The sequence below is a fragment of the Conexibacter woesei DSM 14684 genome, from assembly GCF_000025265.1.
Classification (GTDB): Bacteria; Actinomycetota; Thermoleophilia; order Solirubrobacterales; family Solirubrobacteraceae; genus Conexibacter; species Conexibacter woesei.
On record NC_013739.1, the window covers coordinates 1,644,898 to 1,670,585 of the forward strand.

At 74.2% G+C, this 25,688-nt stretch carries 28 protein-coding genes; 9 read left to right on the plus strand and 19 right to left on the minus strand.

Annotated features, from left to right (window positions below; all coding sequences use genetic code 11):
- Positions 1–17 precede the first annotated feature (17 nt).
- Positions 18–1,955 carry a glycoside hydrolase family 15 protein gene (locus CWOE_RS07770; RefSeq protein ID WP_012933034.1) on the plus strand — a complete coding sequence of 646 codons (1,938 nt, stop codon included), beginning with the start codon at positions 18–20 and terminating at the stop codon, positions 1,953–1,955.
- A gap of 23 nt (positions 1,956–1,978) precedes the next feature.
- Here CWOE_RS07770 and CWOE_RS07775 read toward each other — a convergent pair whose 3' ends face one another.
- Genes CWOE_RS07775 through CWOE_RS07785 form a run of 3 tightly spaced genes read right to left on the minus strand, consistent with a single transcriptional unit; the run spans position 1,979 to position 4,842 of the window.
- Positions 1,979–3,130 carry an aldo/keto reductase gene (locus CWOE_RS07775; protein WP_012933035.1) on the minus strand — a complete coding sequence of 384 codons (1,152 nt, stop codon included), beginning with the start codon at positions 3,128–3,130 and terminating at the stop codon, positions 1,979–1,981.
- A gap of 10 nt (positions 3,131–3,140) precedes the next feature.
- The gene (locus CWOE_RS07780) at positions 3,141–4,163 is read right to left on the minus strand and encodes an NAD-dependent epimerase/dehydratase family protein (RefSeq protein ID WP_012933036.1); all 1,023 of its coding nucleotides are present in this window, start codon (positions 4,161–4,163) and stop codon (positions 3,141–3,143) included.
- A 10-nt stretch (positions 4,164–4,173) separates the two neighbouring features.
- Entirely contained in the window at positions 4,174–4,842 is a 669-nt protein-coding gene (locus CWOE_RS07785) for an NUDIX hydrolase (RefSeq protein ID WP_012933037.1), read from the minus strand.
- A 37-nt stretch (positions 4,843–4,879) separates the two neighbouring features.
- Between CWOE_RS07785 and rd the strand changes: the two genes are divergently transcribed.
- The 3 genes from rd to CWOE_RS07800 all read left to right on the plus strand — a co-directional run bounded on the left by rd (position 4,880) and on the right by CWOE_RS07800 (position 7,582).
- A complete protein-coding gene (gene rd, locus CWOE_RS07790; protein WP_012933038.1) occupies positions 4,880–5,062 on the plus strand; it encodes a rubredoxin in 183 nt (60 codons plus the stop codon).
- 67 nt (positions 5,063–5,129) lie between these two features.
- Positions 5,130–6,044, plus strand: coding sequence for a type IV toxin-antitoxin system AbiEi family antitoxin domain-containing protein (locus CWOE_RS07795; RefSeq protein ID WP_012933039.1), 915 nt, complete (start codon positions 5,130–5,132; stop codon positions 6,042–6,044).
- A gap of 29 nt (positions 6,045–6,073) precedes the next feature.
- Positions 6,074–7,582: a spermidine synthase gene (locus tag CWOE_RS07800; protein WP_012933040.1), complete on the plus strand. Its 1,509-nt coding sequence runs from the start codon at positions 6,074–6,076 to the stop codon at positions 7,580–7,582.
- An 18-nt stretch (positions 7,583–7,600) separates the two neighbouring features.
- On the opposite strand, the gene CWOE_RS33330 is transcribed toward CWOE_RS07800, so the two are convergent.
- Both CWOE_RS33330 and CWOE_RS33335 read right to left on the minus strand, forming a co-directional pair.
- Positions 7,601–8,161, minus strand: coding sequence for a PadR family transcriptional regulator (locus CWOE_RS33330; protein ID WP_012933041.1), 561 nt, complete (start codon positions 8,159–8,161; stop codon positions 7,601–7,603).
- Between the two features lie 118 nt (positions 8,162–8,279).
- Positions 8,280–9,023, minus strand: coding sequence for a hypothetical protein (locus tag CWOE_RS33335; RefSeq protein ID WP_012933042.1), 744 nt, complete (start codon positions 9,021–9,023; stop codon positions 8,280–8,282).
- Between the two features lie 145 nt (positions 9,024–9,168).
- On the opposite strand from CWOE_RS33335, the gene CWOE_RS07815 reads away from it, so the two are divergent.
- Together CWOE_RS07815 and CWOE_RS07820 are read left to right on the plus strand one after the other, a co-directional pair.
- A complete protein-coding gene (locus tag CWOE_RS07815; RefSeq protein WP_012933043.1) occupies positions 9,169–9,840 on the plus strand; it encodes a response regulator transcription factor in 672 nt (223 codons plus the stop codon).
- A complete protein-coding gene (locus CWOE_RS07820) occupies positions 9,837–11,468 on the plus strand; it encodes a sensor histidine kinase (protein ID WP_012933044.1) in 1,632 nt (543 codons plus the stop codon). The genes CWOE_RS07815 and CWOE_RS07820 overlap by 4 nt, the downstream gene beginning before the upstream one ends.
- Here the strand turns inward: CWOE_RS07820 and CWOE_RS07825 are convergent.
- The 11 genes from CWOE_RS07825 to CWOE_RS07870 form a co-directional block, all read right to left on the minus strand.
- Positions 11,359–11,940 (minus strand): TetR/AcrR family transcriptional regulator, encoded by a 582-nt coding sequence (locus CWOE_RS07825; protein ID WP_160165484.1) that lies wholly within the window; start codon positions 11,938–11,940, stop codon positions 11,359–11,361. The two genes, CWOE_RS07820 and CWOE_RS07825, sit on opposite strands and share 110 nt — an antisense overlap.
- Positions 11,937–12,755, minus strand: coding sequence for an ABC transporter ATP-binding protein (locus CWOE_RS07830; protein WP_012933046.1), 819 nt, complete (start codon positions 12,753–12,755; stop codon positions 11,937–11,939). Before CWOE_RS07830 ends, CWOE_RS07825 begins: the two co-directional genes overlap by 4 nt.
- A 216-nt stretch (positions 12,756–12,971) precedes the next feature.
- Positions 12,972–13,667, minus strand: coding sequence for a dethiobiotin synthase (gene bioD / locus CWOE_RS07835; RefSeq protein WP_012933047.1), 696 nt, complete (start codon positions 13,665–13,667; stop codon positions 12,972–12,974).
- A 9-nt stretch (positions 13,668–13,676) separates the two neighbouring features.
- Positions 13,677–13,853, minus strand: coding sequence for a hypothetical protein (locus CWOE_RS33340; protein WP_012933048.1), 177 nt, complete (start codon positions 13,851–13,853; stop codon positions 13,677–13,679).
- Positions 13,850–15,355, minus strand: coding sequence for an 8-amino-7-oxononanoate synthase (gene bioF, locus CWOE_RS07840; protein WP_012933049.1), 1,506 nt, complete (start codon positions 15,353–15,355; stop codon positions 13,850–13,852). Before bioF ends, CWOE_RS33340 begins: the two co-directional genes overlap by 4 nt.
- Positions 15,352–16,587, minus strand: coding sequence for a biotin synthase BioB (bioB, locus tag CWOE_RS07845; RefSeq protein ID WP_012933050.1), 1,236 nt, complete (start codon positions 16,585–16,587; stop codon positions 15,352–15,354). Before bioB ends, bioF begins: the two co-directional genes overlap by 4 nt.
- A gap of 98 nt (positions 16,588–16,685) precedes the next feature.
- Positions 16,686–17,498, minus strand: coding sequence for a LamB/YcsF family protein (locus tag CWOE_RS07850; protein ID WP_012933051.1), 813 nt, complete (start codon positions 17,496–17,498; stop codon positions 16,686–16,688).
- A complete protein-coding gene (locus CWOE_RS07855) occupies positions 17,495–18,472 on the minus strand; it encodes a 5-oxoprolinase subunit C family protein (protein ID WP_012933052.1) in 978 nt (325 codons plus the stop codon). Before CWOE_RS07855 ends, CWOE_RS07850 begins: the two co-directional genes overlap by 4 nt.
- Positions 18,469–19,434 (minus strand): carboxyltransferase domain-containing protein, encoded by a 966-nt coding sequence (locus CWOE_RS07860; protein WP_012933053.1) that lies wholly within the window; start codon positions 19,432–19,434, stop codon positions 18,469–18,471. Before CWOE_RS07860 ends, CWOE_RS07855 begins: the two co-directional genes overlap by 4 nt.
- 112 nt (positions 19,435–19,546) lie before the next feature.
- Positions 19,547–20,338 (minus strand): enoyl-CoA hydratase/isomerase family protein, encoded by a 792-nt coding sequence (locus CWOE_RS07865; RefSeq protein WP_012933054.1) that lies wholly within the window; start codon positions 20,336–20,338, stop codon positions 19,547–19,549.
- Positions 20,338–20,550 (minus strand): biotin/lipoyl-binding carrier protein, encoded by a 213-nt coding sequence (locus tag CWOE_RS07870; protein WP_012933055.1) that lies wholly within the window; start codon positions 20,548–20,550, stop codon positions 20,338–20,340. Before CWOE_RS07870 ends, CWOE_RS07865 begins: the two co-directional genes overlap by 1 nt.
- A gap of 103 nt (positions 20,551–20,653) precedes the next feature.
- Here CWOE_RS07870 and CWOE_RS07875 point away from each other — a divergent pair, with 103 nt between their 5' ends.
- A complete protein-coding gene (locus CWOE_RS07875; protein WP_012933056.1) occupies positions 20,654–21,370 on the plus strand; it encodes a glycosyltransferase family 2 protein in 717 nt (238 codons plus the stop codon).
- Positions 21,371–21,422: 52 nt separating this feature from the next.
- On the opposite strand, the gene CWOE_RS30410 is transcribed toward CWOE_RS07875, so the two are convergent.
- Positions 21,423–22,310 (minus strand): alpha/beta hydrolase, encoded by an 888-nt coding sequence (locus CWOE_RS30410; RefSeq protein ID WP_012933057.1) that lies wholly within the window; start codon positions 22,308–22,310, stop codon positions 21,423–21,425.
- Between the two features lie 64 nt (positions 22,311–22,374).
- Here CWOE_RS30410 and CWOE_RS07885 point away from each other — a divergent pair, with 64 nt between their 5' ends.
- Positions 22,375–23,163, plus strand: coding sequence for a lysophospholipid acyltransferase family protein (locus CWOE_RS07885; RefSeq protein WP_041730250.1), 789 nt, complete (start codon positions 22,375–22,377; stop codon positions 23,161–23,163).
- Between the two features lie 6 nt (positions 23,164–23,169).
- On the opposite strand, the gene CWOE_RS07890 is transcribed toward CWOE_RS07885, so the two are convergent.
- Positions 23,170–24,078 (minus strand): N-acyl homoserine lactonase family protein, encoded by a 909-nt coding sequence (locus CWOE_RS07890; protein ID WP_012933059.1) that lies wholly within the window; start codon positions 24,076–24,078, stop codon positions 23,170–23,172.
- A gap of 56 nt (positions 24,079–24,134) precedes the next feature.
- Here CWOE_RS07890 and CWOE_RS07895 point away from each other — a divergent pair, with 56 nt between their 5' ends.
- Positions 24,135–24,743 (plus strand): Rossmann-fold NAD(P)-binding domain-containing protein, encoded by a 609-nt coding sequence (locus CWOE_RS07895; RefSeq protein WP_012933060.1) that lies wholly within the window; start codon positions 24,135–24,137, stop codon positions 24,741–24,743.
- On the opposite strand, the gene CWOE_RS07900 is transcribed toward CWOE_RS07895, so the two are convergent.
- The gene (locus tag CWOE_RS07900; protein WP_012933061.1) at positions 24,686–25,651 is read right to left on the minus strand and encodes a cation diffusion facilitator family transporter; all 966 of its coding nucleotides are present in this window, start codon (positions 25,649–25,651) and stop codon (positions 24,686–24,688) included. The genes CWOE_RS07895 and CWOE_RS07900 overlap by 58 nt on opposite strands.
- Between the last annotated feature and the right edge of the window lie 37 nt (positions 25,652–25,688).

Consider the following 25,688-nt stretch of genomic DNA (forward strand, 5'->3'; position numbering starts at 1 on the left):
GAGAGGAGCAGGAGCGGATGAGCGAGAGGGCCGCCCCGAGAAGAGGCCGGCGCGCGACGCGTCCGTCCGCCCGCTCCAAGCCGCGCGCGAACGCGAGCAGCCGCCGCAGAGCGCCCGCCAGCTCGCCGTTCCCGCCGATCGGCGACTACGCGTTCCTGTCCGACTGCCACACCGGCGCGCTGATGGCGCCCGACGGCACGATCGAGTGGCTGTGCGCGCCGCGCTTCGACTCGCCGAGCATCTTCGGAGCGCTGCTGGACCGCGGCGCCGGCGGCTTCCGGCTCGGCCCGTACGGCACGACCGTCCCCGGTGCGCGTCGCTACGAGCCCGGCACGAACATCGTCGAGACGACGTGGATGACCCAGTCGGGCTGGGTGATCGTGCGCGACGCGCTCGCGATCGGCCCGTGGAGCGACGACAACAGCGCGGTCACGACGCGGACGCGGCCGCCGACCGACGACGACGCCGAGCACATGCTGGTGCGGACGATCGAGTGCATCCAGGGCAGCGTGCAGATCGAGATGGTCTGCGAGCCGATGTTCGACTACGCGCGTGAGCCGGCCGAGTGGACGGTCGTCGGCGACGGCTACGACGCCGTCGACGCCCACCACCACACCGCCTCGCTGCGGCTGACGAGCGACCTGCGGATCGGGATCGAGGGCAATCGCGCTCGTGCGCGCCACACGCTGCGGGAGGGCGAGACGCGCTTCGTCGCGCTGTCGTGGGGACAGGGCCTGCGCGCGCCGCAGGACGCGGCGGAGGCGACGGCGATGCTGGAGCGCACGTCGCACTTCTGGCGCGACTGGCTCGACGACGGCCACTTCCCCGACCATCCGTGGCGCGTCTACCTGCAGCGCTCGGCGCTGGTGCTGAAGGGGCTGACGTACGCGCCGACCGGGGCGATGGTCGCCGCGCTGACGACGTCGCTGCCGGAGACGCCCGGCGGCGAGCGCAACTGGGACTACCGCTACACGTGGATGCGCGACGCGACGTTCACGCTGTGGGGGCTGCACGCGCTCGGGCTCGACTGGGAGGCGGACGACTTCATGCAGTTCGTCGCCGACGTGCCGCGCAACCCGGACGGCTCGCTGCAGATCATGTACGGCATCGACGGCGAGAAGGAGCTGACCGAGCGGACGCTCGACCACCTCACCGGCTACGACGGCGCGCGGCCGGTGCGGATCGGCAACGGCGCCTTCGACCAGCGCCAGAACGACGTCTACGGCGCGGTGCTCGACTCGGTCTACCTGCACACGAAGGTCGGCGGCCGGCTGCCGCAGCGGCTGTGGCCGGTGCTCGAGGCGCAGGTTCGCTGCGCGATCGAGGTCTGGGACGAGCCCGACCAGGGGATCTGGGAGGCGCGCGGCGAGCCGAAGCACTATGTCTCCTCGAAGCTGATGTGCTGGGTCGCGCTCGACCGCGGCGCGCGGCTGGCGGAGATCCACGGCGAGCCGGAGCTGGCGGGCGAGTGGCAGGCGGTCGCCGACCAGATCAAGGCGGACATCCTCGAGCACGGCGTCCGCGACGGCGTCTTCCGCCAGCACTACGACACCGACGCGCTCGACGCCTCGACGCTGCTGGTCCCGCTCGTGCGCTTCCTCGGTCCCGAGGACGAGCGCGTCGAGAGAACCGTGCGCGCGATCGCGCGCGACCTGACCGACCACGGCTTCGTGCTGCGCTACCGCACCGAGGAGACCGACGACGGCCTCTCAGGCGAGGAGGGGACGTTCCTGATTTGCTCGTTCTGGCTCGTCGCGGCGCTGGAGGAGATAGGCGACCATCGCCGCGCGGTGACGCTGCTGGAGCGGCTGCTGGCGGGCGCCTCGAAGCTCTACCTGTTCGCGGAGGAGCTGGACCCGCACAGTGGGCGGCAGCTCGGCAACTACCCGCAGGCGTTCACGCACCTCGCGCTGATCAACGCCGTGATGCACGTGATCGAGGGGGAGACGACCTAGCGGCTGGCTGCTGCGGCTACGCGCTACGCGCGCTGCGCCAGATCCCTCGCCGGGTCGATCGCCCAGCGCGCGGCCAGCTCGCTCAGCGGCGCGTCGATCTTCCAGCGGTCGGGCTTCGCCTCGCCCTCGTGGTCGACGGCGGCGCCCTTCAGCGCCATCGTGCCCGTGTTGTCGCCGATCGCGCGCAGCTCGTCGACCTCGGCGGCGCTCAGCAGCAGCTCGGCCGGCAGCGCGGCCAGCTCGGCACGCTTGTCCTCGACCGGCTTCGCGTCCGGCCCGGCCTCCTGCACCAGCGTCGGGACGACGCAGCGGACCGGTGCGTGCGCGAGGTTCCACTGGCAGGCGAGCTGGAGCGGCGTGAGCCCGTGGCGGTCGGCGATCGCCTCCATCCGTGCGATCCGCTCCAGCCCGCGCTCGACCCAGCCGGCCGGGCGGAACTTGCGGTGGTCGCGCGCGCCGAGCGTGCCGGGGTCGCGCAGGTCGCCGCCGAACAGCCCGCCGTAGTCGACCACGCGCGTGATCAGCTGCACGTCGTGTCTGACCGCCGCCGGCAGCACCAGCTCGCCGGGCCACGGTTCGAGCGGATTGAGGATCACCATCGCCCAGTCGATCCGGTCGCCGAAACGCTCGAAGCAGTCGATCACGTCGAGCGTGAAGCCGTTCGCCGGGCCGGGGGCGACGCCGATCAGGTCGGTCAGACCGGCGTCGCGCAGCGCCGCCATCCCGTCCCACACGACCTCGCTCGTATAGCCGGTGCGGTCGGGGTTGTGCAGCAGCAGCAGGTCGAAGCGGTCGACGCCGCAGCGCTCCAGCGACGCCTCCGTCGCGCGGCGCAGGTACGACGCGTAGTCGTCGGGGCCGCGCAGGCGCGGGTCGGTGAAGCGCGGGAAGCCCTTCGCGCCCTCGCGCTCGCCGTCGTAGAAGTCGTGGCCGACGGCGCCGACGAGCACGTAGTCGTCGCGGTCGATCCCCTGAAGCGCCTGCGCGACCATGCGGTCGGCGTCGCCGCTGCCGTACGTGTCGGCCGTCAGGACCGTGTGGATCCCCGCGCCGGGTCTGCCGATCGGGTCCGGGCGCAGCAGCGCGATGAGGCGCTCGTCGTCGAGCGGCTCGCCGAAGTGCATGAAGCGGCCGCCGCTCCAGGTGCCGAGCGCGGTGCGAGTCGGATGGGCCATGGGGAGGACGCTAGCGCAGCAGCTGCGAGGCGCGCGCTTCGGCGATCGTCGCGCGCAGGGTCTCGCGGACGCCGTATCTCGGGCGCCATCTCAGCTCTCTCTGCGCCTTCGCGGTGTCCATCAGCATCGGCACGCGCAGCGCGTTGAGCCACTGCGCGTCCTCGGGGATGAACGGCAGCCGCGCCGCGACCTCGGCGGCGACGTCGACCGCCAGCTCCGGCACCGGGATCGCGTACCAGCCGAGGTCCTCGGCGAGGTCGCGCATCGTCAGCGTGCCGGGCGCGGCGAGGTTGTAGACGCCGGGTCTGCCTCTGCCGAGCGTCGCGGCGCGCAGGGCGGCGGCGACGTCGTCGTGGTGGACGAGCTGGAACGAGATCCCGTTGTCGGGGATCACCGGCTTGAGCACCGGCACCGCTTCGAGCAGCCGCCACAGCGCCGACGGCATCTTGTCGCCGAGCTGGACGTACGGGATCGAGCCGATGAACATCAGCGCGTCGGGGCCGGCGACGATGCACGGGCGGAACGTGTAGACGTCGGTGTGCGTCCCGATCGTCATCTCCGACAGCAGCCGTTCGACCGCTGCCTTCGCCTTCGAGTAGGAGTGCGCGTCGGTCCCGCGCGGGCGGACGTTCTCGGTCAGCAGCGGCGGGTTGTCGTCGTGAAAGCCGTAGGCGGCGACCGACGAGGTGTAGACGAGCCGTCTGGCGCCGGCGCGCACGGCGGCGCCGAAGACGTTGCGCGAGCCGTCGAGGTTGACCTCGTTGCCGTCCGCGCCGCTGGCGCCCATGATCGCGAAGGCGAGGTGGACGACGACGTCGGCGCCGGCGACCAGCTCGTCGACGGCGTCGCGGTCGAGCACGCTGCCGCGCAGGTACTCGGTCTTCTTCCAGCCCTCGCTCGCCGGGTCGATCTCGCGGCGGCCGAGCGCGCGGACCGCGGTCACGTCACGGCTGCGCTCCAGCGCGCGCATGAACGCGCGCCCGACGTCCCCCGTGGGGCCGGTGACGGCGACCGTGATGCCCGCGTCCGCCATCGCCCGGGTACTAGCCGGTCCTCTGCTGGCCGGCGGCCTCGTAGCCCGCGTCGCCCGGGAGCAGCACGCGCGGCTGGTCTCTGACCATCACGATGCGCGGCTCGATCGGGACGATCTCCTGCTCGTAGGCGTGCTCGATCAGCTGGTCGGCGCTGCTGTACGCCTGCAGCTGCTCGAGGTGCTTGATCGTCGGGAAGACGAGCGGCAGCTGGCCGGAGCGGTGCGCGGCGAGCGCGTTGGCGGGCGTCGCCCACTGCGCCGCGACGCACTCCTCGCCGTCGACCTGCGGCTCGGCGCTGTACGGCGCCGGCGTAACGAAGAACCAGGTGTCGAAGCGCGTCATCAGGTGGCGCGGGGTGATCCAGCGCGAGAAGGGGAGCAGCAGCTCGCCGCCGAGCTGGATGCCGGCCTCCTCGGCGACCTCGCGCAGCGCTGCGACGCGGAGCGCATGGTCGAGGCCTTCCGGTCCGGACTCGAGCCGGTCCTCGGGATCGACCGCGCCACCGGGGAAGACCCACACGCCGCCCATGAAGCGCGCGGCCGGGTTGCGCCGCACCAGCAGCACCTCCAGCCCGCTGTCGCCGCCGCGCACGACGATCACGCTCGCGGCGACGCGCGGGGCAGTGGCGGCGCCGGCGTTGACCTCTTCGCCGGGTCCGAGACCGGGGTGCGGCTCCATGCGTCGCACCCTACCGATTGCGCGGTACCGTGTCGCCATGAGCGCAACACAGACCTCTCAGAAGTGGATCTGCGAGTCCTGCGGGTTCATCTACGACCCCGAAGACGGCGATCCCGACGGCGGCATCCCGCCCGGAACCGCGTTCGAAGACATCCCGGAGACGTGGTTCTGCCCCGTCTGCGGCGCGCGCAAGCGCGACTTCGTCCCCTACGAGGACTGAGCCCGCCGCCCCGGCGAGGGCCGCCCCGCGAGGGGCGAACTCGGATGTGCGCGGCGCTCTGGGTCTCATGGACCCAGAACGCGACACACATCGAGACGTGGCCCGTCTCGCACACGACCAACATGGCGTCGTGTCCCGGCGGCAGCTCCGCCACACCGGCTGGAGCGACACGATGGTGCGGGACCGGACCGGCTCCGGCCACCTGCTGCGGCTGCACCGCGGCGTCTACGCCGTCGGGCATGTCCGCCTGCGGCGGGAAGGGCGGTGGATGGCGGCGGTGCTGGCTGTCCCCGGCGCCGTCCTGAGCCACCGCGACGCCGCGGCACTGCACGGCGTGCGACCACCGCACGACGGCGCGATCGACGTCACGACGACGGGTAGGGGGCGGGTCGCGCGCGGCGTCCGCGTCCATCGCACGCGGACGCTCGATCCCGCCGACACGACCACCCGCGCCGGCATCCCCGTCACCTCGGTCGCGCGCACGCTGGTCGATCTCGCGAGCGTCGTCCAGCCGCACCAGCTGTTGGCGGCGCTCAACGAGGCGGAGCGGCGGAGAGTCTTCGATCTGCGCGCGATCGAGCGGAACGCGGAGCGGCTGCGGACGCGCCGGGGTGGCGGGCACGCGGCGCTGCGCGCGGCGCTCGAACGGCTGGCCGAGAGCGGCGTCCAGCTCACGCGGCAGGAGCTGGAGGAGCGCTTCCGCGCGCTCGTCGCCGAGGGCGAGCTGCCGCCTGCGAGCCTGAACGCCGCCGTCGAGAGATTCGAGGTCGACGCCGTGTGGGCGCGGCAGCGGCTGGCGGTCGAGCTGGACGGTTGGGAGACGCACCGCACGCGCGACGCGTTCCAGCGCGACCGCGCGAAGTCCAACGCGCTCACGCAGGCGGGCTGGCGCGTGCTGCGCTTCACGTACGCCGACGTGGTCTGGCGGCCGGCGCGGGTGGCCGCGCAGATCGGCGCCGTGCTCGGTGAGGATCCAGCCTGAGACGCCGCTCATCTACGCTGTCTGCGCCCGTGCCCGTCCGCCGCATCTACGCCCTCACCTTCGTCGGTGGCGCCGCCTCGCTCGGAGGCGAGATCGCCGCCGCGCGCCTGATGGCGCCGTGGTTCGGCGACTCGACGCTGATCTGGGCGAACACGATCGGCATCGTGCTGGTTGCGCTGTCGGTCGGCTACTGGCTCGGCGGCAAGCTCGCCGACCGCGATCCGGACCTCAGACACCTCGCGTACATCATCCTCGCGGCCGCGTCGCTGTTCGCGCTGCTGCCGTTCGTCGCGCGGCCGTTCCTGCGCGTGTCGGTCGACGCGCTCAACTCGGTCTCGGCGGGCGCCTTCGTCGGCTCGCTCGTCGCCGTCCTGGTGCTGCTCGCGGTGCCGATGCTGCTGCTCGGCACGATCTCGCCGTACGTCGTGAAGCTGGCGATCCGCAGCGTCGACGAGGCCGGGCGCGTCACCGGCCGCCTCTACGCGATCTCGACGCTCGGGTCGCTGTTCGGCACGTTCATCAGCTCGCTCGTGCTGATCCCGTTCCTCGGCACGCGCCGCACGTTCCTGCTGTTCGCGCTCGCGCTGGCGATCGTTGCGACGATCGCGCTCGGGCGCCGCTTCGCGCCGGCGCCGATCCTGATCGCTGTCCTGCTCGCGCTGCCGGTCGGCACCGTCAAGGCGGTCGAGAACGGCAAGGTGATCTGGGAGAAGGAGACGCTCTACCAGTACGCCGTCGTGATCGAGGACGACGACGGCGAACGGCGGCTGGAGCTGAACGAGGGGCAGGCGGTGCACTCGGTCTTCGAGCCGGGCAGATGGATCACCGGCAACTACTGGGACGAGTTCCTGACGCTGCCGTTCGCCGCCCGGCCGGACGCCAGACCGCTGAGATCGGTCGCGATCCTCGGCAACGCCGCCGGAACCGTCGCGCGCCAGTACGGCCACTACTTCCCGGACACGAAGGTGGACGGCGTCGAGATCGACGGCGAGCTGAACGAGATCGCCCGCTCGCTGTTCGACCTCAACGAGCGCGACGCGCCGAACGTCAGACTCCACACCGCCGACGGCCGCCCCTGGCTGCGCGCGAGCGACAAGCGCTTCGACGCGATCTTCGTCGACGCATACCGCCAGCCATACGTGCCGTTCCATCTCGCCACGCGCGAGTTCTTCCAGCTCGTCAAGGAGCACCTCAACCCGGGCGGCGTGGTGCTCGTCAACATCGGCCATCCGGAGTCCTCGACCGCGCTGGAGGAGGTCCTGACCGCGACGATGGCCGACGTCTTCTCGACGGTCGTACGCGACCCGAGCCAGGACGTCAACACGATCGCGATGGCGACCGACGCCCAGGTCTCGCCGGCCGCGCTGCGCGCCGCCGTGCCCGATCTCCACCGTGACCTGCAGCCTATCGCGCGCGCGACCGCCGACCAGATCGGGCCGCGACTCGCGGGCGGCAAGGTCTACACCGACGACGTCGCGCCGGTCGAGTGGCTGATCGACGCCTCGATCGTCGAGGTCGCCGCGAGCGGCGAGCGCTGAGCGGCGGGCGGCCGCGGCTCAGCTCCCGTCGTCGTCGAACGCCGCCAGCTCGCGCCGAGCGAACGCCATCCACTTCTGCTGCGCCTCGCGCATGACGCGCCGCTCCTCCTCCAGCAGCCGCAGCACGAGCCGCTCCGCCGCGTCGCCGTTCGCCTCGCCGTCGCCGTCGCCGGCCGTCGCGGCGCCGCCGTTGCGCGCCGCGAGCTCGTAGCCGGCCAGCAGCAGGTCGATCGTCTCGGTCTGCCCGGCGCCGACCACGGCGAGCCGCGCCAGCATCTGCGACCGCTGCGTGTTCTCCCGCAGCTGCTCGGCGACCCACTCGCGGTAGGTGCGGGCGCCGTCGGCGGTGACGCGGTAGTGGACCCGCGGCTGCCGCGGACGGCGGCCGACCGGCTGCGGCCGCGGCAGCGGCTCGATCAGGCTGTCGCGCTGCAGGCTGTCGAGCGCAGCGTAGATGTGCGAGCGGCCGACAGCGAAGAGGTCGCCGAAGCGACGCCCGAAGCGTTGGCTGAGCTCATACCCATAGCTCGGACGCTCGATCACGAGTCCGAGCACTGCCAGATTGACCGTCGACCTCACTGCACGTCCCCTTGGGTGCGTTCCCCTGCACCTTTGGAAACGGGGGCGGTACCGGAAAGTAGCGAGGTTGGCGGCGCGGTCGCACACGACCGCGCTCAGCCCCGCCGCTCGGCCCTGCTCAGCGCTTCGCGGCGGCGGCGATGCTGAACGTCGTCGTCGCGCTCGCTCCGCCGCGCCGCGCCGGCGTGGCGGTGAGCCGGTAGCTGCCCGGCGCGAGCGAACGGCCGTTCCAGCGACGCGGCAGCTCGGTGCTGTTCGCACCGCTGCGGCCGTCGACGTCCACGCTGCCGCGGAGCGCCACGCCGCAGCCCTTGCGGCTCTTGCCGGCACGCGTCCCGGCGGTGCCGGCGCAGCGCTTGCGGGCTCTGCTCGCGCTCGCTCCGGTCGCGACGCGCTCCAGCGTCAGGCGCACCTTGCCGGCGCGGTCGAGTCTGAAGGCGACGCGCACGCGTGCTCTGCGGCCGGCTCCGGCGACGGTCGCGCGGAGCGCGGCGACGCGCGGTGCAGCGCCGTCCTGCTGCTCGGCGCAGTCGTCGTCGGTCGCGATCTCGGCGTCGTCGTCCCCCGCGCCGTCCTCGTCGTCGGACCAGTCGTCGTCGCAGAGCTCGGTGACGTCGCCGTCGTCGTCGCCCTCCGCCCAGTCGTCATCGCAGACCAGCTCGCCGTCGGCGTCCTCGGCGCAGCCGTCGTCGGCCCCACCGTCGTCGGGCGCGTCCGCCGTGAGGTCGCCGGCGTCATCTTCGGCGATGCGAGCCGATGGCCCGCCGCCCGCGGCGGGGGCGGCTGCGGCGAGCGCGGCGGGCGCGCCGGTGAGGACGAGCGCGAGCGCTGCGAGCAGGGGGAGGAGCAGGCGTCGGGACATGGCCCGGCAATCGGCGCGGGAACCGCCGGCCTTGAGCGGAGTGGACGAGCCTCCTAGACGCCGACGCGCCTACTCGAGGTCCGTTCCCAGCCGGCTCACAGCCGGCTCTTATGCCTCGTTCAGCTTCCCGGGGCATCGTGAGCCGATGCGGATCCTCGTCGTCGACGACGAGCCGGCGGTGCGGACGGCGCTCGAGCGGGCGCTGCGGCTCGACGGCTACGAGGTCGCCCTCGCGGCGGACGGGCAGGAGGCGCTCGACGCGCTCGCGGGCGTCGCGCCAGACGCTGTCGTGCTCGACCTGCTGATGCCGCAGGTCGGCGGGGTCGAGGTCTGCCGGCGGCTGCGCGCCGCGGGCGACCGCACGCCGGTCCTGATGCTGACCGCGCGCGACCGCATCGCGGACCGCGTGAGCGGCCTCGACGCCGGCGCCGACGACTACCTCGTCAAGCCGTTCGCGCTGGAGGAGCTGTCGGCGCGGCTGCGCGCGCTGCTGCGCCGCGCCGGCGCCGACGAGCACGATCGGCTGCGCTTCGGCGACCTCGTGCTCGACCAGGCCGCGCACGAGGTGCGTCGCGGCGAGCGGGAGATCGAGCTGACGCGGACGGAGTTCCTGCTGCTGGAGCTGCTGCTCCGCCATCCGCGCCAGGTGCTCCCCCGCAGCGTGATCTTCGAGCACGTGTGGGGCTACGACTTCGGCTCGACGTCGAACTCGCTGGAGGTCTACGTCGGCTACCTGCGCCGCAAGACCGAGGCCGGCGACGAGCCGCGGCTGATCCACACGGTCCGCGGCGTCGGCTACGTCCTGCGCGAGCGATGACGCTGCGCCGGCGGTTCGCGCTGGTCGCGGCCGCCGCGGTCGCCGTCGCGATCGTGCTCGCGTCGGGGATCGTCTACGTCGTCGTGCGCGGCGAGCTGCGCGGGCGCCTCGACGACGAGCTGCGCGCGGCCGGCGGCACGGAGTCGAACGTGCGGATCGCGCTCGGCGACAGCCCGCTCGGCGGCGGGGCCGCGCGCGGCGGGCCAGACGCGCCGGGCGCTCCGGGCGGCCCCGACCAGCCCCGTGTCGCGCGACCGGACGGCCCGGGAGCACCGGGCACGTTGCACCAGCGGGTGATCGTGCCGAAGGACGCGCTCGGGCTCGAGACCGCCTACGTCGCGGTGATCGGAGCCGACGGCGAACGCCTCTGGCCGCTGCCCGGCAGCGGCGCCGCCGACCTGCCCGTCACCGCCGCGACGCGCGCGGTCGCGTCGGGCGGCCGGGACGCGTTCTTCTCCGACGCGACGGTCGACGGCACGGCGGTGCGGCTCTACACGACCGCGACGGCGCGCTTCCCCGGCTTCGCGCTGCAGATCGCGCGGCCGCTGACCGAGATCGACCGCACGCTCGACCGCCTCGCGCTCGTGCTCGTCTTCGTCAGCGCCGGCGGGATCGCGCTCGCGGCCGCGCTGGGGCGCGTCGTCGCGCGGACCGCGCTGCGGCCCGTCGGGCGGCTGACGAGCGCCGTCGAGCACGTCGGGGAGACCGGCGACCTGTCGCGGCGGATCGACGTCGCCGCGCACCGTCCCGGGGCGGACGAGGACGAGATCGGCCGTCTCGCGCGCAGCTTCAACGTGATGCTGTCGGCGCTGGAGGCGTCGGTCGGCCGCCAGCGCCAGCTCGTCGCCGACGCATCGCACGAGCTGCGTACGCCGCTCACGAGCCTGCGCACGAACATCGAGGTGCTGGCGCTGCCGGCGACGCTGCCGGAGGAGGAGCGGCGCCGGCTGCTGGCCGACGTCGTCGAGCAGCTCGACGAGCTGGCGGGCCTCGTCGGCGACCTCGTCGAGCTGGCGCGCGAGGAGGAGCCGGAGGCGAGCGTCGAGGACGTGCGGCTCGACCAGCTCGTGGCGGCGGCGGTCGAGCGCGCGCGGCGGCGAGCCGGTGCGCCGCTGTTCGCCGCGGAGCTGGTCCCGTGCCTCGCGCGGGGCGTGCCGTCGCGGCTCGACCGCGCCGTCACGAACCTGCTCGACAACGCGGCGAAGTGGAGCCCGCCCGGTGCGGAGGTTGCGGTCGCGCTGGAGCTGGACGAGGCGGAGCGGCGTGCGTTCCTGAGCGTGCGCGACCACGGTCCCGGGATCGCGGCCGAGGACCTGCCGCACGTGTTCGAGCGCTTCTACCGCGCGCCCGGCGCGCGCGGGATGCCGGGCTCCGGTCTCGGCCTCGCGATCGTGCGGCAGGTGGCCGAGCTGCACGGCGGCGGCGCGAGCGCGGCGGTGGCGCCGGGCGGCGGCGCATTGCTGCGGCTGGAGCTGCCTGCCGAGGCGGCCTGCGCCGAGGACCTGCCGGCGGGCGCCGCTACGCCGCCACGCTCCGCACCGCCCGTCGCGTCACCGCCTGCGCCGCCCGCGCCGGCGGCCAGCGGTGCGCGAGACGCAGGTGGCGGTACGTCCACGCGAGCAGGTTGAACAGCACGGTCGCGACCTCCTCCACGGAGTCGCCGGGATCGAGCGCGAGCGTGCCGTCGGCGACGCCGTCGCGCAGGAGCGCCTGCAGCGGCTCGGTGAAGACCGCGTGCGTGAGCACCTGCTCGCCGTCGGCGTGGAAGATCTCGTCGCGCTCGGCGCTGTCGAGCGCGGCGAGCAGCGCGAGGTTCGCCTCGGTCACGCCGCACAGCCCGCGCAGTCCCGACTCCAGCCGCTCGCGCCCGCTGCCGGCGGCCGTCAGCGCCGGCCACAGCGCGCGCCGATAGTCGTCCTGGAGCAGCGCGCCGAGCGCGCGCAGGACGTGCTCGCGGCGGACGCCGCGGCGGTGCAGCGTCATCCGCGAGACGCCGAGCGCGGCTGCGAGCTGCTCCATCGTGACGGCCTCCCAGCCGTGCTCCTCGATCGCGTCGCGGGCGCGGCGCAGTGCCTCGCCGTCGGTCAGCTGTGCGCTCACCACGCCGCCTCCGCTCGCGCGAGCCAGCGGCCGCCGACGCGGTCGACGCGGACGGGCGTGCCGAAGCAGGCGGACAGCAGGTCGCCGCGGATCGTCTCGTGCGCCGGGCCGGCGGCGATCGCGACGCCGTCGCGCAGCAGCAGCGCGTGGGTCGTCGAGGAGGGCAGCTCCTCGACGTGGTGGGTGACGGTGACGGTCGCGGTCTCCGGCTCCTGCTCGGCGATCGTCGCGACCGCGGCCAGCAGCGCTTCGCGCCCGGGCAGGTCGAGGCCGGTCGCGGGCTCGTCGAGCAGCAGCAGCGACGGCCGCCGCATCAGTGCGCGGGCGAGCAGGACGCGCTGGCGCTCGCCCTGGGAGCAGGCGTCGTACGGGCGATCTGCAAGCGCCGCGCAGCCGAATCGCGCCAGCAGCGCGGCCGCGCGTGCGCAATCGTCGGAGTCGAGCCGGTGGCGCTGGAGCGCGATCGATCCGGTCGCACCGGTCAGGACGACGTCGGCGGCGGTCATGCGGCCCCTGAACGCGCGGCCGGTGCGCGCCTCGACGAGGCCGATCCGCTCGCGCAGCTCGCGCAGGTCGACGCGGCCGAGCCGCTGCCCGAGCACGTCGACCGTGCCGTCACTCGGGTGGGCGACGGCGCCGGCGATGTTCATCAGCGTCGTCTTGCCGGCGCCGTTGGCTCCGAGCAGCGCCCAGTGCTCGCCGGGGCGGACGGTCCAGTCGACGTCGCGCAGCAGGTGGCGCTCGCGTCCGCGTTCGGCGTCCCAGCGCCACAGCGAGACGGCGGTCAGGGAGAGCGTCGGAGACATCGCCAGCATGGTACATCGACGTAACAGGTCGTGACGGCCGCGTAACGAAGCTGGCGCACTTATGCGCTGCTTAGGAAGCGCTGAGGTACGCCTCAGGAGCGGATGAGTGGATGCAGACCACGGGGTGGGCGCAGGCCACCGGCCGAACCCGCTCCGTCCAACTTCCCCCACGAGACGTCTCTCCTCTCAGCGCGCGCCCGGCATCCCCAGCCGGGCGCGCGTCGTTCAGCTCGCCGCGGCTCCGATCCAGCGATCGAGCGGGAGAGTCGCGCCGGCGGCGGCGAGCAGCGCGACGTCGGCGCGCGGCAGCGCCGGGAGGGTGGCGACGCCGACGTCGCCGAGGCGGGCGATCGTCGCGCGGTTGTCGGCCTCGATCACGCCCGGGGCCGACGGCCACGGCGTGATCGCGACGCCCGCGACCGTCAGCCCGGCGGCGCGCGCTGCGTCGATCGTCAGCAGCGTGTGGTTGATCGTGCCGAGCCCGGGACGTGCGGCGATCACGAGCGGCAGGCCGGCGTCGCGCGCGAAGTCGCGCACGAGGTAGTCGGCGGCGAGCGGGACGAGCAGCCCGCCGACGCCCTCGGCGACGACGATCTCCGCGCGCGCCGCGGCGGTCGCGAAGGCGGCGCGCAGGGCCCGCGGATCGAGCGGCCGTCTGGCCAGCTCGGCGGCGAGGTGAGGCGAGACCGCGGGGCCGAACGTGAAGGGGGAGACGGCCTCCGGCGTCGTCCCGGCGGTGCGGGCGAGCAGCACGTGGTCGGGCGGCCAGTCGCGATCGGGCGGCTCGTCGGTGCCGGTGACGACCGGCTTGAAGGCCGTGACCGACGCGTCGCCGCGCGCCCGCAGAGCGGCGACGATCGCCGCCGCGACGACGGTCTTGCCGACGCCGGTGTCCGTTCCGGTGACGAAGCAGCCGCGCATCGCGCGGGATCAGCCGTGCGACGCCGGCGCGCCGCCGCCGGCGGCGAGGAGCGTGTGCGCGAGCGGCGCGCCGCCGGCGGGAAGCAGCGTGCGCGAGGCCGGCGCGCCGCCGCCGGCGGGGAGCGGCCGGCGTGCGGCGTGCGGCACGTGATCGGCGGTGCGGACCGGGCGCCGCGCGGCGGTCACGCCGCGTGCTCGACGAGCGTGCCCGGCGCCTCGACGTCGAAGATCCCCTGCGCCTGCGCGGCGGTGCGGCCCGCGCGCGGCGGCGGCGGACCGTCGGTCTCGGCGTCGAATGGCGGCTGGCCGGCGCCGTCCTGCGCGCCGCGCGACGCCCCGCTCGCAGCCCCGCCGGCGGCAGCCGCCGGCCGGCGTCGCTCGACCCACAGGTCGCCCTCGCCGTCGTCCCACAGCGCGGCGTGCCGCGCGTCGCGCGGTGCGCGCCGGCCCGCAACGACCGCGGCGCCGGCGACGGGCGCGCTCTCGGCGACATGCTGCGCCTGCGGCGGATGCAGCTCCTCGGGCTGCACGCCGGCCGCCTTCGCGGCCTGCGCGAGCGCGCGAGCGGCGTCGCGCAGCTCGCTCTTGGAGTGCGACGCCATCACGGTCAGCCGCAGGCGGGAGGTGCCGGACGGCACCGTCGGCGGGCGGATCGCCTGCGCGAAGACGCCGCGTTCGAGCGCCTTCTCGCAGGTCCTCAGCGCGACCGCCGCATCGCCGAGCACGAGCGGGACGATCGGCGTGCAGGCGCCGCCGGAGACCTCGAAGCCCTGCCCGGCCAGCTCGCTGCGCAGCAGCGCCGCGTTCGCCTGCAGCTTCTCGACGCGGCGCGGCTGCTCTTCCAGCAGCGAGAGGGCCGCGAGCGCGCCGGCGACCGCCGGCGGGGCCGGCGCGGTCGAGTAGATCAGCGCGCGGGCGGCGTTCGTCAGATAGCGCGCCATCTGCAGGTCGCAGGCGACATACGCGCCGTAGGAGCCGAGCGCCTTCCCGAGCGTGCCGACGATCACGTCGACCTCGTCCTCGACGCCGGCGTCGGCGACCGCGCCGCGCCCGCCGGGGCCGAGCGTGCCGGTGCCGTGCGCCTCGTCGACCACGAGCCGCACGTCGTAGCGCTGCGCGAGGTCGACCAGCTCGGGCAGCGGCGCGACGTCGCCGTCCATCGAGAAGACGCCGTCGGTGACGATCAGCGCGCCACGGCCGTCGGCCTCGCGCAGGCCCCATTCGAGGTGCTCGACGTCGCCGTGCTCGTAGATGAAGACGTCCGCGCGCGAGAGCCGGCAGCCGTCGACGATCGAGGCATGGTTCAGCTCGTCGGAGAAGACGACGTCGCCGGCACGCGCGAGCGAGGAGACGACGCCGACGTTCGCGAGGTAACCGGAGCCGAACAGCAGCGCCGCCTGGCGGCGCTCGAACGACGCGAGCCGCTCCTCCAGCCGCCGGTGGATCGTCATCGTCCCGGAGACGAGCCGTGACGCTCCGCTGCCGACGCCCCAGCGCATCGCCGCGTCGGCAGCCGCCTCGCGCACCGCCGGGTGGTCGGCGAGGCCGAGGTAGTTGTTCGAGCAGAGCAGCAGCACCGGCTTGCCGTCGAGCACCACCCGCGGCCCCTGCGGACCGCTCACGAGCCGGGTGCGGCGCGCGAGCCCGAGCTGCTCCAGCTCGTCCAGTCGTGCCTCGATCTCGATCATCGCTCCGGCCCTCCGTGGCCTGCGCCGGCGGCACCCGCAAGCGCCGCTTCGTCGTGTTCTCGTGTCGGGCGGCCGTGGCCGCGGTTGGGCGCGCCGTCGGGGCGCGGCGGGACAGTCGGCTTGCGCCGGAATCTGAGCTGGGAGGCCGGGTCCCACAGGTGCACGTCAAGCGCGCCTATCTCCGCGGCGGGGTCGGCGGCGCCGGCGAGGAGCGCGCCGACCGGCTCGGGCGTCTCGCCCGCGAGCCAGCCGGAGCGGTTGTCGGGCCGCGGGTCGGCGCCGTTGTCGGGCTGGCGCGCGACGTTGAGGCCGTGCCGCTCGAACAGCGCGCGGTCCTCGTCGGGCGTCGAGCCGAGCGTCGTCAGGAAGTTGCCCATCATCACGCCGTTGAGGCCGGCCTTGACGGCGATCTCCTGCAGCTCGCCGATGTTCTCGACGCGGCCGCCGCAGAGGCGGAAGAGCGCGTCCGGCAGGATCAGGCGGAAGATCGCGATCCACTTGACCGCCTCCCACGGGTCCATGAAGTCGCGGTCGCCGAACTTCGTGCCGGGGCGCGGGTTGAGCAGGTTGATCGGCACGCTCGTCGGGTCGATCGCCGCCAGCTCGAACGCCATCTCGACGCGCTGCTCGCGCGTCTCGCCGAGGTTCAGGATGCCGCCGACGCACGTCTCCAGCCCGGCGTCGCGGACCGCGTCGATCGTGCGCAGCCGGCCCTCGTAGCGGACCGTGCTCGACACCTCCGGGTAGTACGACTCGGCTGTCTCGACGTTGTGGTGGACGCGTTGCACGCCGGCGTCCTTCAGTGCCTTCGCGCGCGCCGGCGACATGTGGCCAATCGAGGCGCAGCGCTTGAGGTTCGTGTGCTCGGCGACCAGCCTCACGCCCGCGAGGACCTTGTCGAAGTCGCGTCTGGAGAGCCCCTGGCCCTGCGTGACCATGCAGAAGCGGTGCGCACCGGCGGCCTCCGCGGCGCGCGCGTGCTCGAGGATCTGCTCCGGCTCCATCATCGCGTGCAGCGGCGTGTCGGCCTCCGCGTACTTCGACTGCGCGCAGAAGCCGCAGTCCTCAGCGCAGCCGCCCGACTTCGCGTTGACGAGCGAGCACATGTCCGTCGCATCCCCGAAGCGCTCGACGCGCGCCCGCCACGCCCGTTCGACCAGCGCCTCGATCCCGGCGCGATCTTCGATCTCGCCAAGGCGACGCGCTTCATCTCGGGTGATCAACGGCGGCATGACGGCGGTACCTCCGAGTTGGATCCACGAGCAACGTTATGGACACCGTCGGACGGCACTTTTCCCGCACGTTGCGGGTTTCTGCACGGGTGCGCCGCTCAGCCCGCGAACGGCGCGACCGCGATGCCCTCCGCGTCGAGGCGCGCCCGCACGGCGCGTGCGATCTCGACGGCGTTGGGCCCGTCGCCATGGATGCAGACGGTCGCCGCGTCGACCTGGAGGGACGAGCCGTCGCGGGCGTCGATCGTGCCCTCGCGCGCGACGCGGACCGCCCGCTCGGCGACGCGTGCCGGGTCCCACGCCTGCTTGACGCGCTCGATCACGAGCGCGCCGCCGGGCTCGTACTCGAGGTCGGCGAACGCCTCGCGCACGAGCCGCACGCCGTGCGCCGAGACCGCCGCGCTCACGTCGCGGTCGGCGTCCGCGAGCAGCAGCAGGGGGAGGGTGGGGTCGACCGCGGCGATCGCCTCCGCGACGCCGCCGGCGAGCGCCGGGTCGGCGGCACAGAGCACGTAGAGCGCGCCGTGCGGCTTGACGTAGGCGACGCGGCCGCCGGCCGCGCGTGCGACCGCCTGCAGCGCGCCGAGCTGATAGAGCGTGTCGTCGCGCACCTCCTCGGCGGAGACCGCCATCTTCCGGCGGCCGAAGCCGATCAGGTCCGGCAGGCCGACGTGGGCGCCGATCGTGACGCCGTGGGCGACCGCGTGGCCGGCCGTCTCGCGCATGTTCCGCGGGTCGCCGGCGTGGAAGCCGCAGGCGATGCTCGCGGAGGAGACGAACGGCATGATCGCCGCGTCGTCGCCGAGCCGCCAGCGGCCGAACGACTCGCCCATGTCGACGTTGACGTCGAGCGTCGCCGGGCGGCCGCCCGCCGCGTCACCGGAGCCGCCGCCGGCCGCGCCGCCGCTCACCCGCCGCTCACCGCCTCCGGCGCGACCCAGCCGTCGACCTCGCGCGCGAGCGCGACCGCCTGCTCGATCGTGACGGGGACGAAGCGGATCGTGTCCGCTCCCGGCCGCACCTGCCCGAGCTTCCAGAGCGCGCCGTGGACGACCGTCGCGACGACGACGAAGCCGCCGGAGGTCGGCCCGTCCGGCCCGAGGATCACCGCGGTGTCGCCGTTCATGTTCACGCCGCCGGGCGGGTAGCCGTCGTCGAGCACGTTGGAGGGATGACCGCCGGCGATGCCGCCGCCGCTGCGCGCCCACTCGAAGCCGAACGGCTCCAGCCGCAGGCCGGTGCGGTTCGACGCCGCGTCGACGTTCCACGCGCGCGCGGTCAGCCGCTCGACGTCGCCGGCGGTGAGGAAGTCCGGCGCCGCCTGCGGTCCGAGCATCACCTCGACTTCCCACGCTCTGACGTAGTCGGGCACGCGCAGACGGCGGCCCGGCGGGATCGGTCGCGCGTCCGCGCCGAGCGGCACACGGTCGCCCTTGCGCAACGCCCGCCCGTCGAGCCCGCCGAGGGCGGCGAGCGTGTGCGTCGAGCGGGAGCCGAAGACGGGCGGCACGTCGATCCCGCCCGAGACGGCGAGATAGAGGCGGAAGCCGGGTCCCTTCGACATGCGGATGCGCAGCTCCTGGCCGGCCTCCACCGCGACGCCGTGCCAGAGCGGCAGCTCCTCGCCGTCGAGCGTCACCGGCGCGACGGCGCCGCAGACCGCGATCGTGCGCGCGTCCGGGAAGCGCACGCGCAGGCCACCGAGCGTGACCTCGAGCGCCGCGGCGCCGGCGTCGTTGCCGGCGAGCGTGTTCGCGGCGCGCAGCGCGACGTGGTCCATCGGGCCCGCCTGCGAGACGCCGTCCGCGAGCCGGCCGAGGCGGCCGGGATAGTCCTGCACTGTCGTCTGCGGGCCGGCGTCGACGATCTCCAGCAGCGCGCTCACGGGACGGGCACCTCCGCGGCCGCCGCCTCGCGCGCGGCCCGCCGCGCGTCCGCCTCGTCAGCGACCGACGCCGAGTGCGCCAGCCAGCGTTCGACGTCGAACGGCGACTCCTCGATCGCGTAGTTGTAGCGGTCGGCGCGCACGTCCTCGAACCCCTGCAGCAGCTCCTCCTCGCCGACCCGCTCGAAGACGACGCGGTCGCCCGGCTTGATCAGGATCGGGTCCGCCGCGAACGCGCGGTTGCGGCGAGCGAGGTCGTAGATCGGCAGCGTCCGGCCGAACAGCTGGTAGCCGCCGGGCGACTCGACCGGGTAGATCGCCACGCACGGCCCGCCGATCCCGACCGCGCCCTCCGCCGTCCACGTGCGCGTCGGGTTGTACTTCGGCGCGAACAGCGCGTGACGCGGGTCGAGCGGGTACATGAACGGCAGCCCTGGGAAGAAGCCGGTGAACGCGTTCCACCACTCGGTTCCCAGCACCTCGGCGTAGAGCGCCTCGCGGTCGGGCAGCCCGTTGTACGCCACGACGTAGTCGATGTTCGTCTCCTCGGCGACGTTCGGCGCGTCGTCGCGGACGGTGCGGGCGTATCTCCGCACCGCCTCGCGCGACGCGGCGTCGTCGAACGCGATCGGGAGGCGGATGCGGCGGCTGGGGATCTCCAGCTCGTGCGCCGACGGCAGCTCTGCATCGAGCGCGTCGAGGTGTGCGATCAGGTCGGCGAGCGGGAGCCGCGTCGAGTCGTAGCGGACGAGGATCGAACGCAGGCCCGGCCCGCTGTCGAGCACGCCGTCGATCGCCGCGCCGCGCAGCGCGGCGTCGAGCCCGAGGACGCGGAAGTTGAGCTGGAGGTCCAGCTCCATCGCGCCGTACTCGAGCAGCAGGTGGCGATCGCCGGCCTGCCGATAGACGACCGGCGGGCGGTCGCCGCTCGCATCTCGCCGCTCGATGATGGCGTCGCTCACGTCGGTGGTCCTTCCCCGCCCGCGGGCGCGCCACTCGCCCGGCTGCGCCCAGCCGCGCCGCGCTCAGCCCGCGCCGCGCTCGGCCGCTCGGCCGCGCCGCCCCGTCCGCCGCTCAGCGCCCGCGCCAGACCGGCGGGCGCTTCTCCGCGAAGGCGGCAAGGCCCTCGCGCAGGTCGTCGGAGAGGAACGCCTCGCGGCGCGCCGCATCGAGCGCGGCCGCCGTCTCGGGGTCGAGTGCGCCGGCGGCGTCGACGACCGCGCTGATCGCGGCCTTGTTGCCGCGCAGCGAGAGCGGCGCGTTGGCGGCGATCTCGCGCGCAAGCTCCAGCGCTGCGGCCGGCAGCCGCTCGGCCGGGACGACCTCGTTGACGAGCCCCCAGCGCTCCGCGGCGGCGGCGTCGATGCGGCGGCCGGTGAGGAACAGCTCGCGCGTGCGGGCGGCGCCGATCGCGGTGACGAAGCGGTTGATGCCGCCGTGGTTGTAGACGACGCCGAGCTTCGCCGGCGGCATGCCGAGCTGGACGCCGTCGGCGGCGATCCGCAGGTCGCAGGTGATCGCCAGCTCCAGCCCGCCGCCGATCGCGTAGCCGTTGAGCGCCGCGACGACCGGATAGGGGTAGGAGGCGACGGCGGCGAGCGCGGCCTGGAACGGGTGTCCGCCGCTGTCGTCGTAGCCCTCGCTCGTGAGCGCGCCGATGTCGTAGCCGGCGCAGAACGCGCGGCCCTCGCCCGTCAGCACGACGCAGCGCGCGTCCAGTTCGGCGAGCGTCGCGGTCAGCGCCTGCAGCAGCGGCGCGTCGAGCGCGCCGCGCTTGGCGGGGTTGGAGATCGTCAGCTGCGCAACGCCGGGCTCCGGCTCGGAGACGAGCAGCCGCCCGCCCTCGGGCACGGCCGAACCGGCCACTACTCGAGCACGACCAGCGTGTCGCCCTCGGAGACCGCCTGCCCCTCGGCGCAGCGGATCTCCTTGACGGTGCCGGGATCCTCGGCCTCGACGGGCATCTCCATCTTCATCGACTCGAGGATGACGACCGTGTCGCCCTCGTCGATCGTGTCGCCGACCTCGACCTCGACTCTCCAGACCGTGCCGGTGATGTGGGCCTCGACGTCAGCCACAGTGACCTCCTAGAAGAATGCGAAAGGGGATCGGCGCCGCAGTCGGCCCCGCGGATCGCCACAATAGCCGCCGCTGCCGATGCCTCACGCCCCTTCCCCCCAGATGCCTGACGTGCCCCAGACGCCCGGCGGGATCTCGCGCCGGCCGCCGGTCGTGCTGATCGCCGCGCACGACGAGGCCGATCGGCTGCCGGCGACGCTCGCCGCGCTGCAGGAGGTCTTCCCGGGCGCGCGCGTGGTCGTCGCCGACGACGGCTCGACCGACGGCACCGCCGAGGTCGCCGCCGCGCACGGGGCGGAGGTGGCGCGCTCGGAGCGCAACGTCGGCAAGGGCGGCGCGGCGACGCTCGGCGCGGAGCGCCTGCTGGCGCTCGCGCACGAGCCCGACCCGCCCGTGATCCTGCTCTGCGACGGCGATCTGGCGACGAGCGCCGGTGCGCTGGCGCAGCTGGTCGACGTCGTCGCGGCGGGGGAGGCCGACCTCGCGGTCGCGGCGTTCGCCAGGCGCGTCGGCGGCGGCTTCGGCCTCGCGGTCGGCTTCGCGCGGTGGGCGATCGCGCGCCGCTGCGGTGAGACGTTCGACGCGCCGATCTCCGGCCAGCGCGCGTTGCGCGCGGACCTGCTGCCGGCCGTCGTCCCGTTCGCGCCGCGCTTCGGGATGGAGATCGGGATGACGGTCGACGCCGTTCGCGCCGGCTACCGCGTGAAGGAGGTCGAGCTGCCGCTGACGCACCGCGCGACCGGCAAGACGCTCCAGGGCTTCCTCCACCGCGGGCGGCAGCTGAAGGACTTCGTCGCGGTGTACCTCGCGCGCCGCTGAGCGCGCCGCGCGCCACGCACCGTCGCGCGCCGTCGCGCTTCGCGCCCGCGCGTCAGCGCCCGCAGCGCGCGAGCGCGCCGGCGTAGAAGCGCAGGTACTCGTCGATGTGCTCGCGCCAGTAGTCGCCCTCGTGCGCGCCGGGCCAGACGCGGTGGCGGACGTCGGCGCCGCCGGCTCTGAGCGCCTGCGCGAGCGCCGTGCCGCCGGCGCGGAAGGGGTCCTCGTCGCCGCCGTCGAGCCACAGCGGCATCCCGCGCCACGGCGCGGCGTCGGCACGCGCGGCGGCGATCACGTCGTGGCGGGCGAAGTCCTCGGCGTCGTCGAACGCACCGGGGGCGGTCTCGCCGGCGGACTCCCACAGCGCGGCCGAGTGGCCGCCGACGGCGCAGAAGCGGCCGGGGTGCTGCCGTGCGATCGCGTAGGCACCGAAGCCGCCCATCGAGATGCCGCCGATCGCGACCCGTCTGGGGTCGGCGTGCAGGCGGCGAGCGGCGTCGGGGATCGCCTCCTCGACGACGTAGCGCTCCCACGCGCCGTCGTCGCGGTCGTGCCAGTACGACGCCTCGCCGCCGTCGGGGAAGACGATCGCGGGCGCGCGGTCGCCGAGCGCGGCGAGCGCGGCGAACAGCTCGTCGGAGAGGTTCGAGTCGTTGCCGTCCTCGCCGCGGCCGTGGAGGAAGACGAGCAGCGGGCGGCCGCTGCCGCCGCCGCGCGGCGTGACGAGCGTCTGCTCGGTCTCGCGTCCGCCGAGCGCGTCGCTCGCGAGCGACGCGTGCTCGACGGTCGCACCCTGCGGGTCGTAGCCGCGGGCGATCTCGCGGACACCGCTGACGATCAGCACGACGACGACCGCGATGCCGGCGACCACGCCGAGCGCGATCAGCCGCCGCCGCGCGACGTGTCGTGGTGCCCCGTCCTCCGCCGTCCGCTCGCTCGACACGAACGGCGATTGTACGTCCGGTCGGGCGCATCACCGTGCACCAGGCGGCGGTAAGCTCCGGCCGATGGCCGATCAGGACCCGAGACTGTCGAGAATGAAGGCGCAGGTCTACAAGGACTCGCGCGACCAGGACTACTTCGACAAGTTCCACGAGCGCGCGCGCACGACAGAGCCGAACTGGGTCTACGAGGCGGTCCGCGTCGTGACCGTGCTGTGGGGGCTGATCGCGTTCCGCATGCGCGGCTACCACTCCGAGCGCGTGCCGAGCGACGGCGCCGTGATCCTCGCGCCGAACCACGCATCCTTCATGGACCACTTCTTCGCGGGCGCGTTCATCCGCCGGCGCGTGCGCTTCATGGCGAAGTCGCAGCTGTTCAGCAAGCCGATGGAGTGGATCTTCTCGCCCGGCGGCGTCTTCCCAGTGCGGCGTGGCGCGTTCGACGAGGACGCGTTCGTTACGACCTACTCGATCCTCGAGCGCAGAGGCGCGCTCGTGATGTACTGCGAGGGCGGCCGCTCGCGCACCGGCAGAGTCAGCGACCGCGCGCGGCCGGGGATCGGCCGGATCGCGCTGCAGTCCGGCGCGCCGGTCGTGCCGATCGCGATCTACGGCTCGGTCAGAGTCCGCAACTGGAAGAGACTCCAGTTCCCGAAGGTGACGATCCTCTACGGCGAGCCGATGCGCTGGGAGCAGATCGACAGACCGACGCGCGAGCAGCAGCAGGAGGTCGCGGACGCGATCCTCGGCGAGATCAAGACGCTGTACGGGGAGCTGGAGCAGTACGGCCCCAAGGGCGTCGCAGAGCGCGTGCGTGCGGAGCGGCGCGCCGCGAAGCCCGCCGGCGTCGCGTAGCGCGTATTACGCGTAGACCGGCGCCAGCTCGCCCCACGCGGCGGCGTCGTGCCCGGGGATCGCGAGCGCGCCGGGCGTCTGGCGAAGGTAGTGCCCGATCTCTCTCAGCGAGCGGCGGAAGCGGTGCTCGTCGTGCAGCAGGAACGGCGTCGCGCCGTCGCGCAGCGTCGCCCACGTGAACGCCGCGTCGCCGATCAGCAGCGCCTCGCGGCCGTCCAGCCGCAGCAGCACCGACTGGTGCCCGGCGGTGTGGCCGGGCGTCGACAGCAGCCGCACGGAGCCGTCGCCGAACAGGTCGAAGGTCTGTCCGAATGTCGCGAACGAGTCGATCTCGGGGTCGTCGTAGTCGAGCGCGCGCCAGTCGAAGGCGTGGTCGAACTGGCGCGAGTGGTAGCCGTTGCGCCAGCCGCCGCCGGCGCCCGCGGCGGCCCATTCGCGCCGGTCGACGACGAACGTCGCGGCGGGGAACGCCTCGACGCCGCTCGCGTGGTCTATGTGCAGGTGCGTCATGACGACGGTGCGGACGTCGGTCGCGGCGATCCCGAGCGCCTCCAGCTGGGCGGGGATCAACTGCTCGCGCGTCGTCCGGACCTCGTAGAGCAGCGGGCCGGCGCGGCCCATGCTCGCGCGCAGGCCATCGAGCACGCTGGGGTGGAAGCCGGTGTCGACGAGCAGCGGCCCGGCGGTCGGGTGCTCGACGAGGAACGCGGGCACCGGCAGCGCCGGCCAGCGCGAACGCGACGCGAGCGCGCCGGCGACGTCGCGCAGCCGTCCGAGCCGGCCGCGGCGGCGGTCGAGGTAGGCCGCCGGCGCCGGCATCTCGCCCGCCAGCAGCGGATGCAGCCGCACCGTCGCCGCGGCGCTGCCGCCGGGCAGCGGGTGCGTGAGCGGCTTGCACTCGGTCGCGACGGCCATCGCAGCGAGCCTACCCGCCGCACCGGAAAGGAGCGCTGGATAGGCTCGGACGTCTCATGGACGCCTCCGCGCTGCTTCGTCCGGGACTGCTCGCCGGCCGCGTCGTCGCCCTCGGCGGCGGCTCCGCCTTCGGCCCCTCGCTCGCCGCCCTCGGTGCCGTCACCGCGGCGCTGCCGGTGACGCTCGACGAGGATGACGCCTCCGCCCATGCGCTCGGCGCGCTGCGCGCCCACGGCTCGCTCGACGTGCTCGTGCACGACCTGCGCCCGGCGTTCGGCAGCGGCGGGCACGACGGCATGCGCGCCGCGCTCGACAGCGCCTGGGTGACGGTCCGCGCGGTCGCGAACGCCGCCTGGGTCGACGCCGAGCGGGACGGCCGCATCGCGCTTGTCGCACCGCCGCCGGGCAGCGCTGACGGCGTGCCGGGCACCGGCGCGCCCGACCCCGACGCCGAGGCCGTCCGCGGCGCCGTCGAGAACATGGCGCGGACGCTCTCGATCGAGTGGTCGCGCTACGGGATCCGCACGGTCGCGATCACGCCCGGCGCGCAGACGACCGACGGGCAGCTGGCGGCACTCGCCGCCTACCTCGCCTCGCCGGCGGGCGACTACTTCTCGGGCGCGCGGCTCGCGCTCGGCGAGGTCGACAGCCCCTCGCCCGCCTGAGCGACCTCGATCCGCAGCGGTCCCTGCGGCGCCGCCTCGTGGTCGACCTGCAGCGTCGTGTGGTGGAGGTCGAAGCGTGTCTCCAGCTCGCGTTGCAGCGCGTGCCGCAGCTCGTGGCAGTCGAGGCCGGCTCTGACGACGACGTGCGCGGACAGCGCCGGGAAGCCGGAGGTCACCTCCCAGACATGCAGGTCGTGCACCTCGACGACGCCGCTGTGGGCGGCCATCGCGCGGCCGATCGCCTCCGGGTCGACGCCCTCCGGCGCCGCCTCCAGGAAGACCCGCCCGCTCGCCTTCACGAGCCCGTAGCCGGCGTGCAGCATCAACGCCGCGACGACGAGCGAGGCGATCGGGTCGGCCCGCTCGAAGCCCGTCACGACGATGACCGCGCCCGCGACCGCCGTGCCGATGAAGGCGTAGAGGTCGGTCAGGATGTGCTTGAAGCTGCCTTCGACGTTGAGCTTGTCGCGGTTGGCGCGCGAGAGCACCCACGTCGCGAGCAGGTTCACGACGATGCCGGCGAGCGCGACGACGAGCACCAGGCCGCCCTCGACCGACGGCGGCTCGATCAGGCGCCGGACGGCCTCGTAGACGATCCAGACGGCCAGCAGCAGGAGCGTGATCCCGTTCGCCTGCGCGGCGAGGATCTCGACGCGCCCGAAGCCGTACGTCATCGCCCCGCGGGCCGGTCTCGCGGCGACTCTGATCGCCACCAGCGAGAGCGCCAGCGCGGCGGCGTCGGTCAACATGTGGCCGGCGTCGGAGAGCAGCGCCAGCGACGAGGCGATGATCCCGACGACGACCTCGACGGACATGAACCCGACGATCAGCGCGAGTGCGATCTTCAGCGCGCGGGCGTCGGCGCCGGCCCCATGCGAATGCCCGTGGTCGTGCCCCATCGAGCCCATCGTACGCGCACGCGCGGAATAGCCCCCGTCGCCGCGT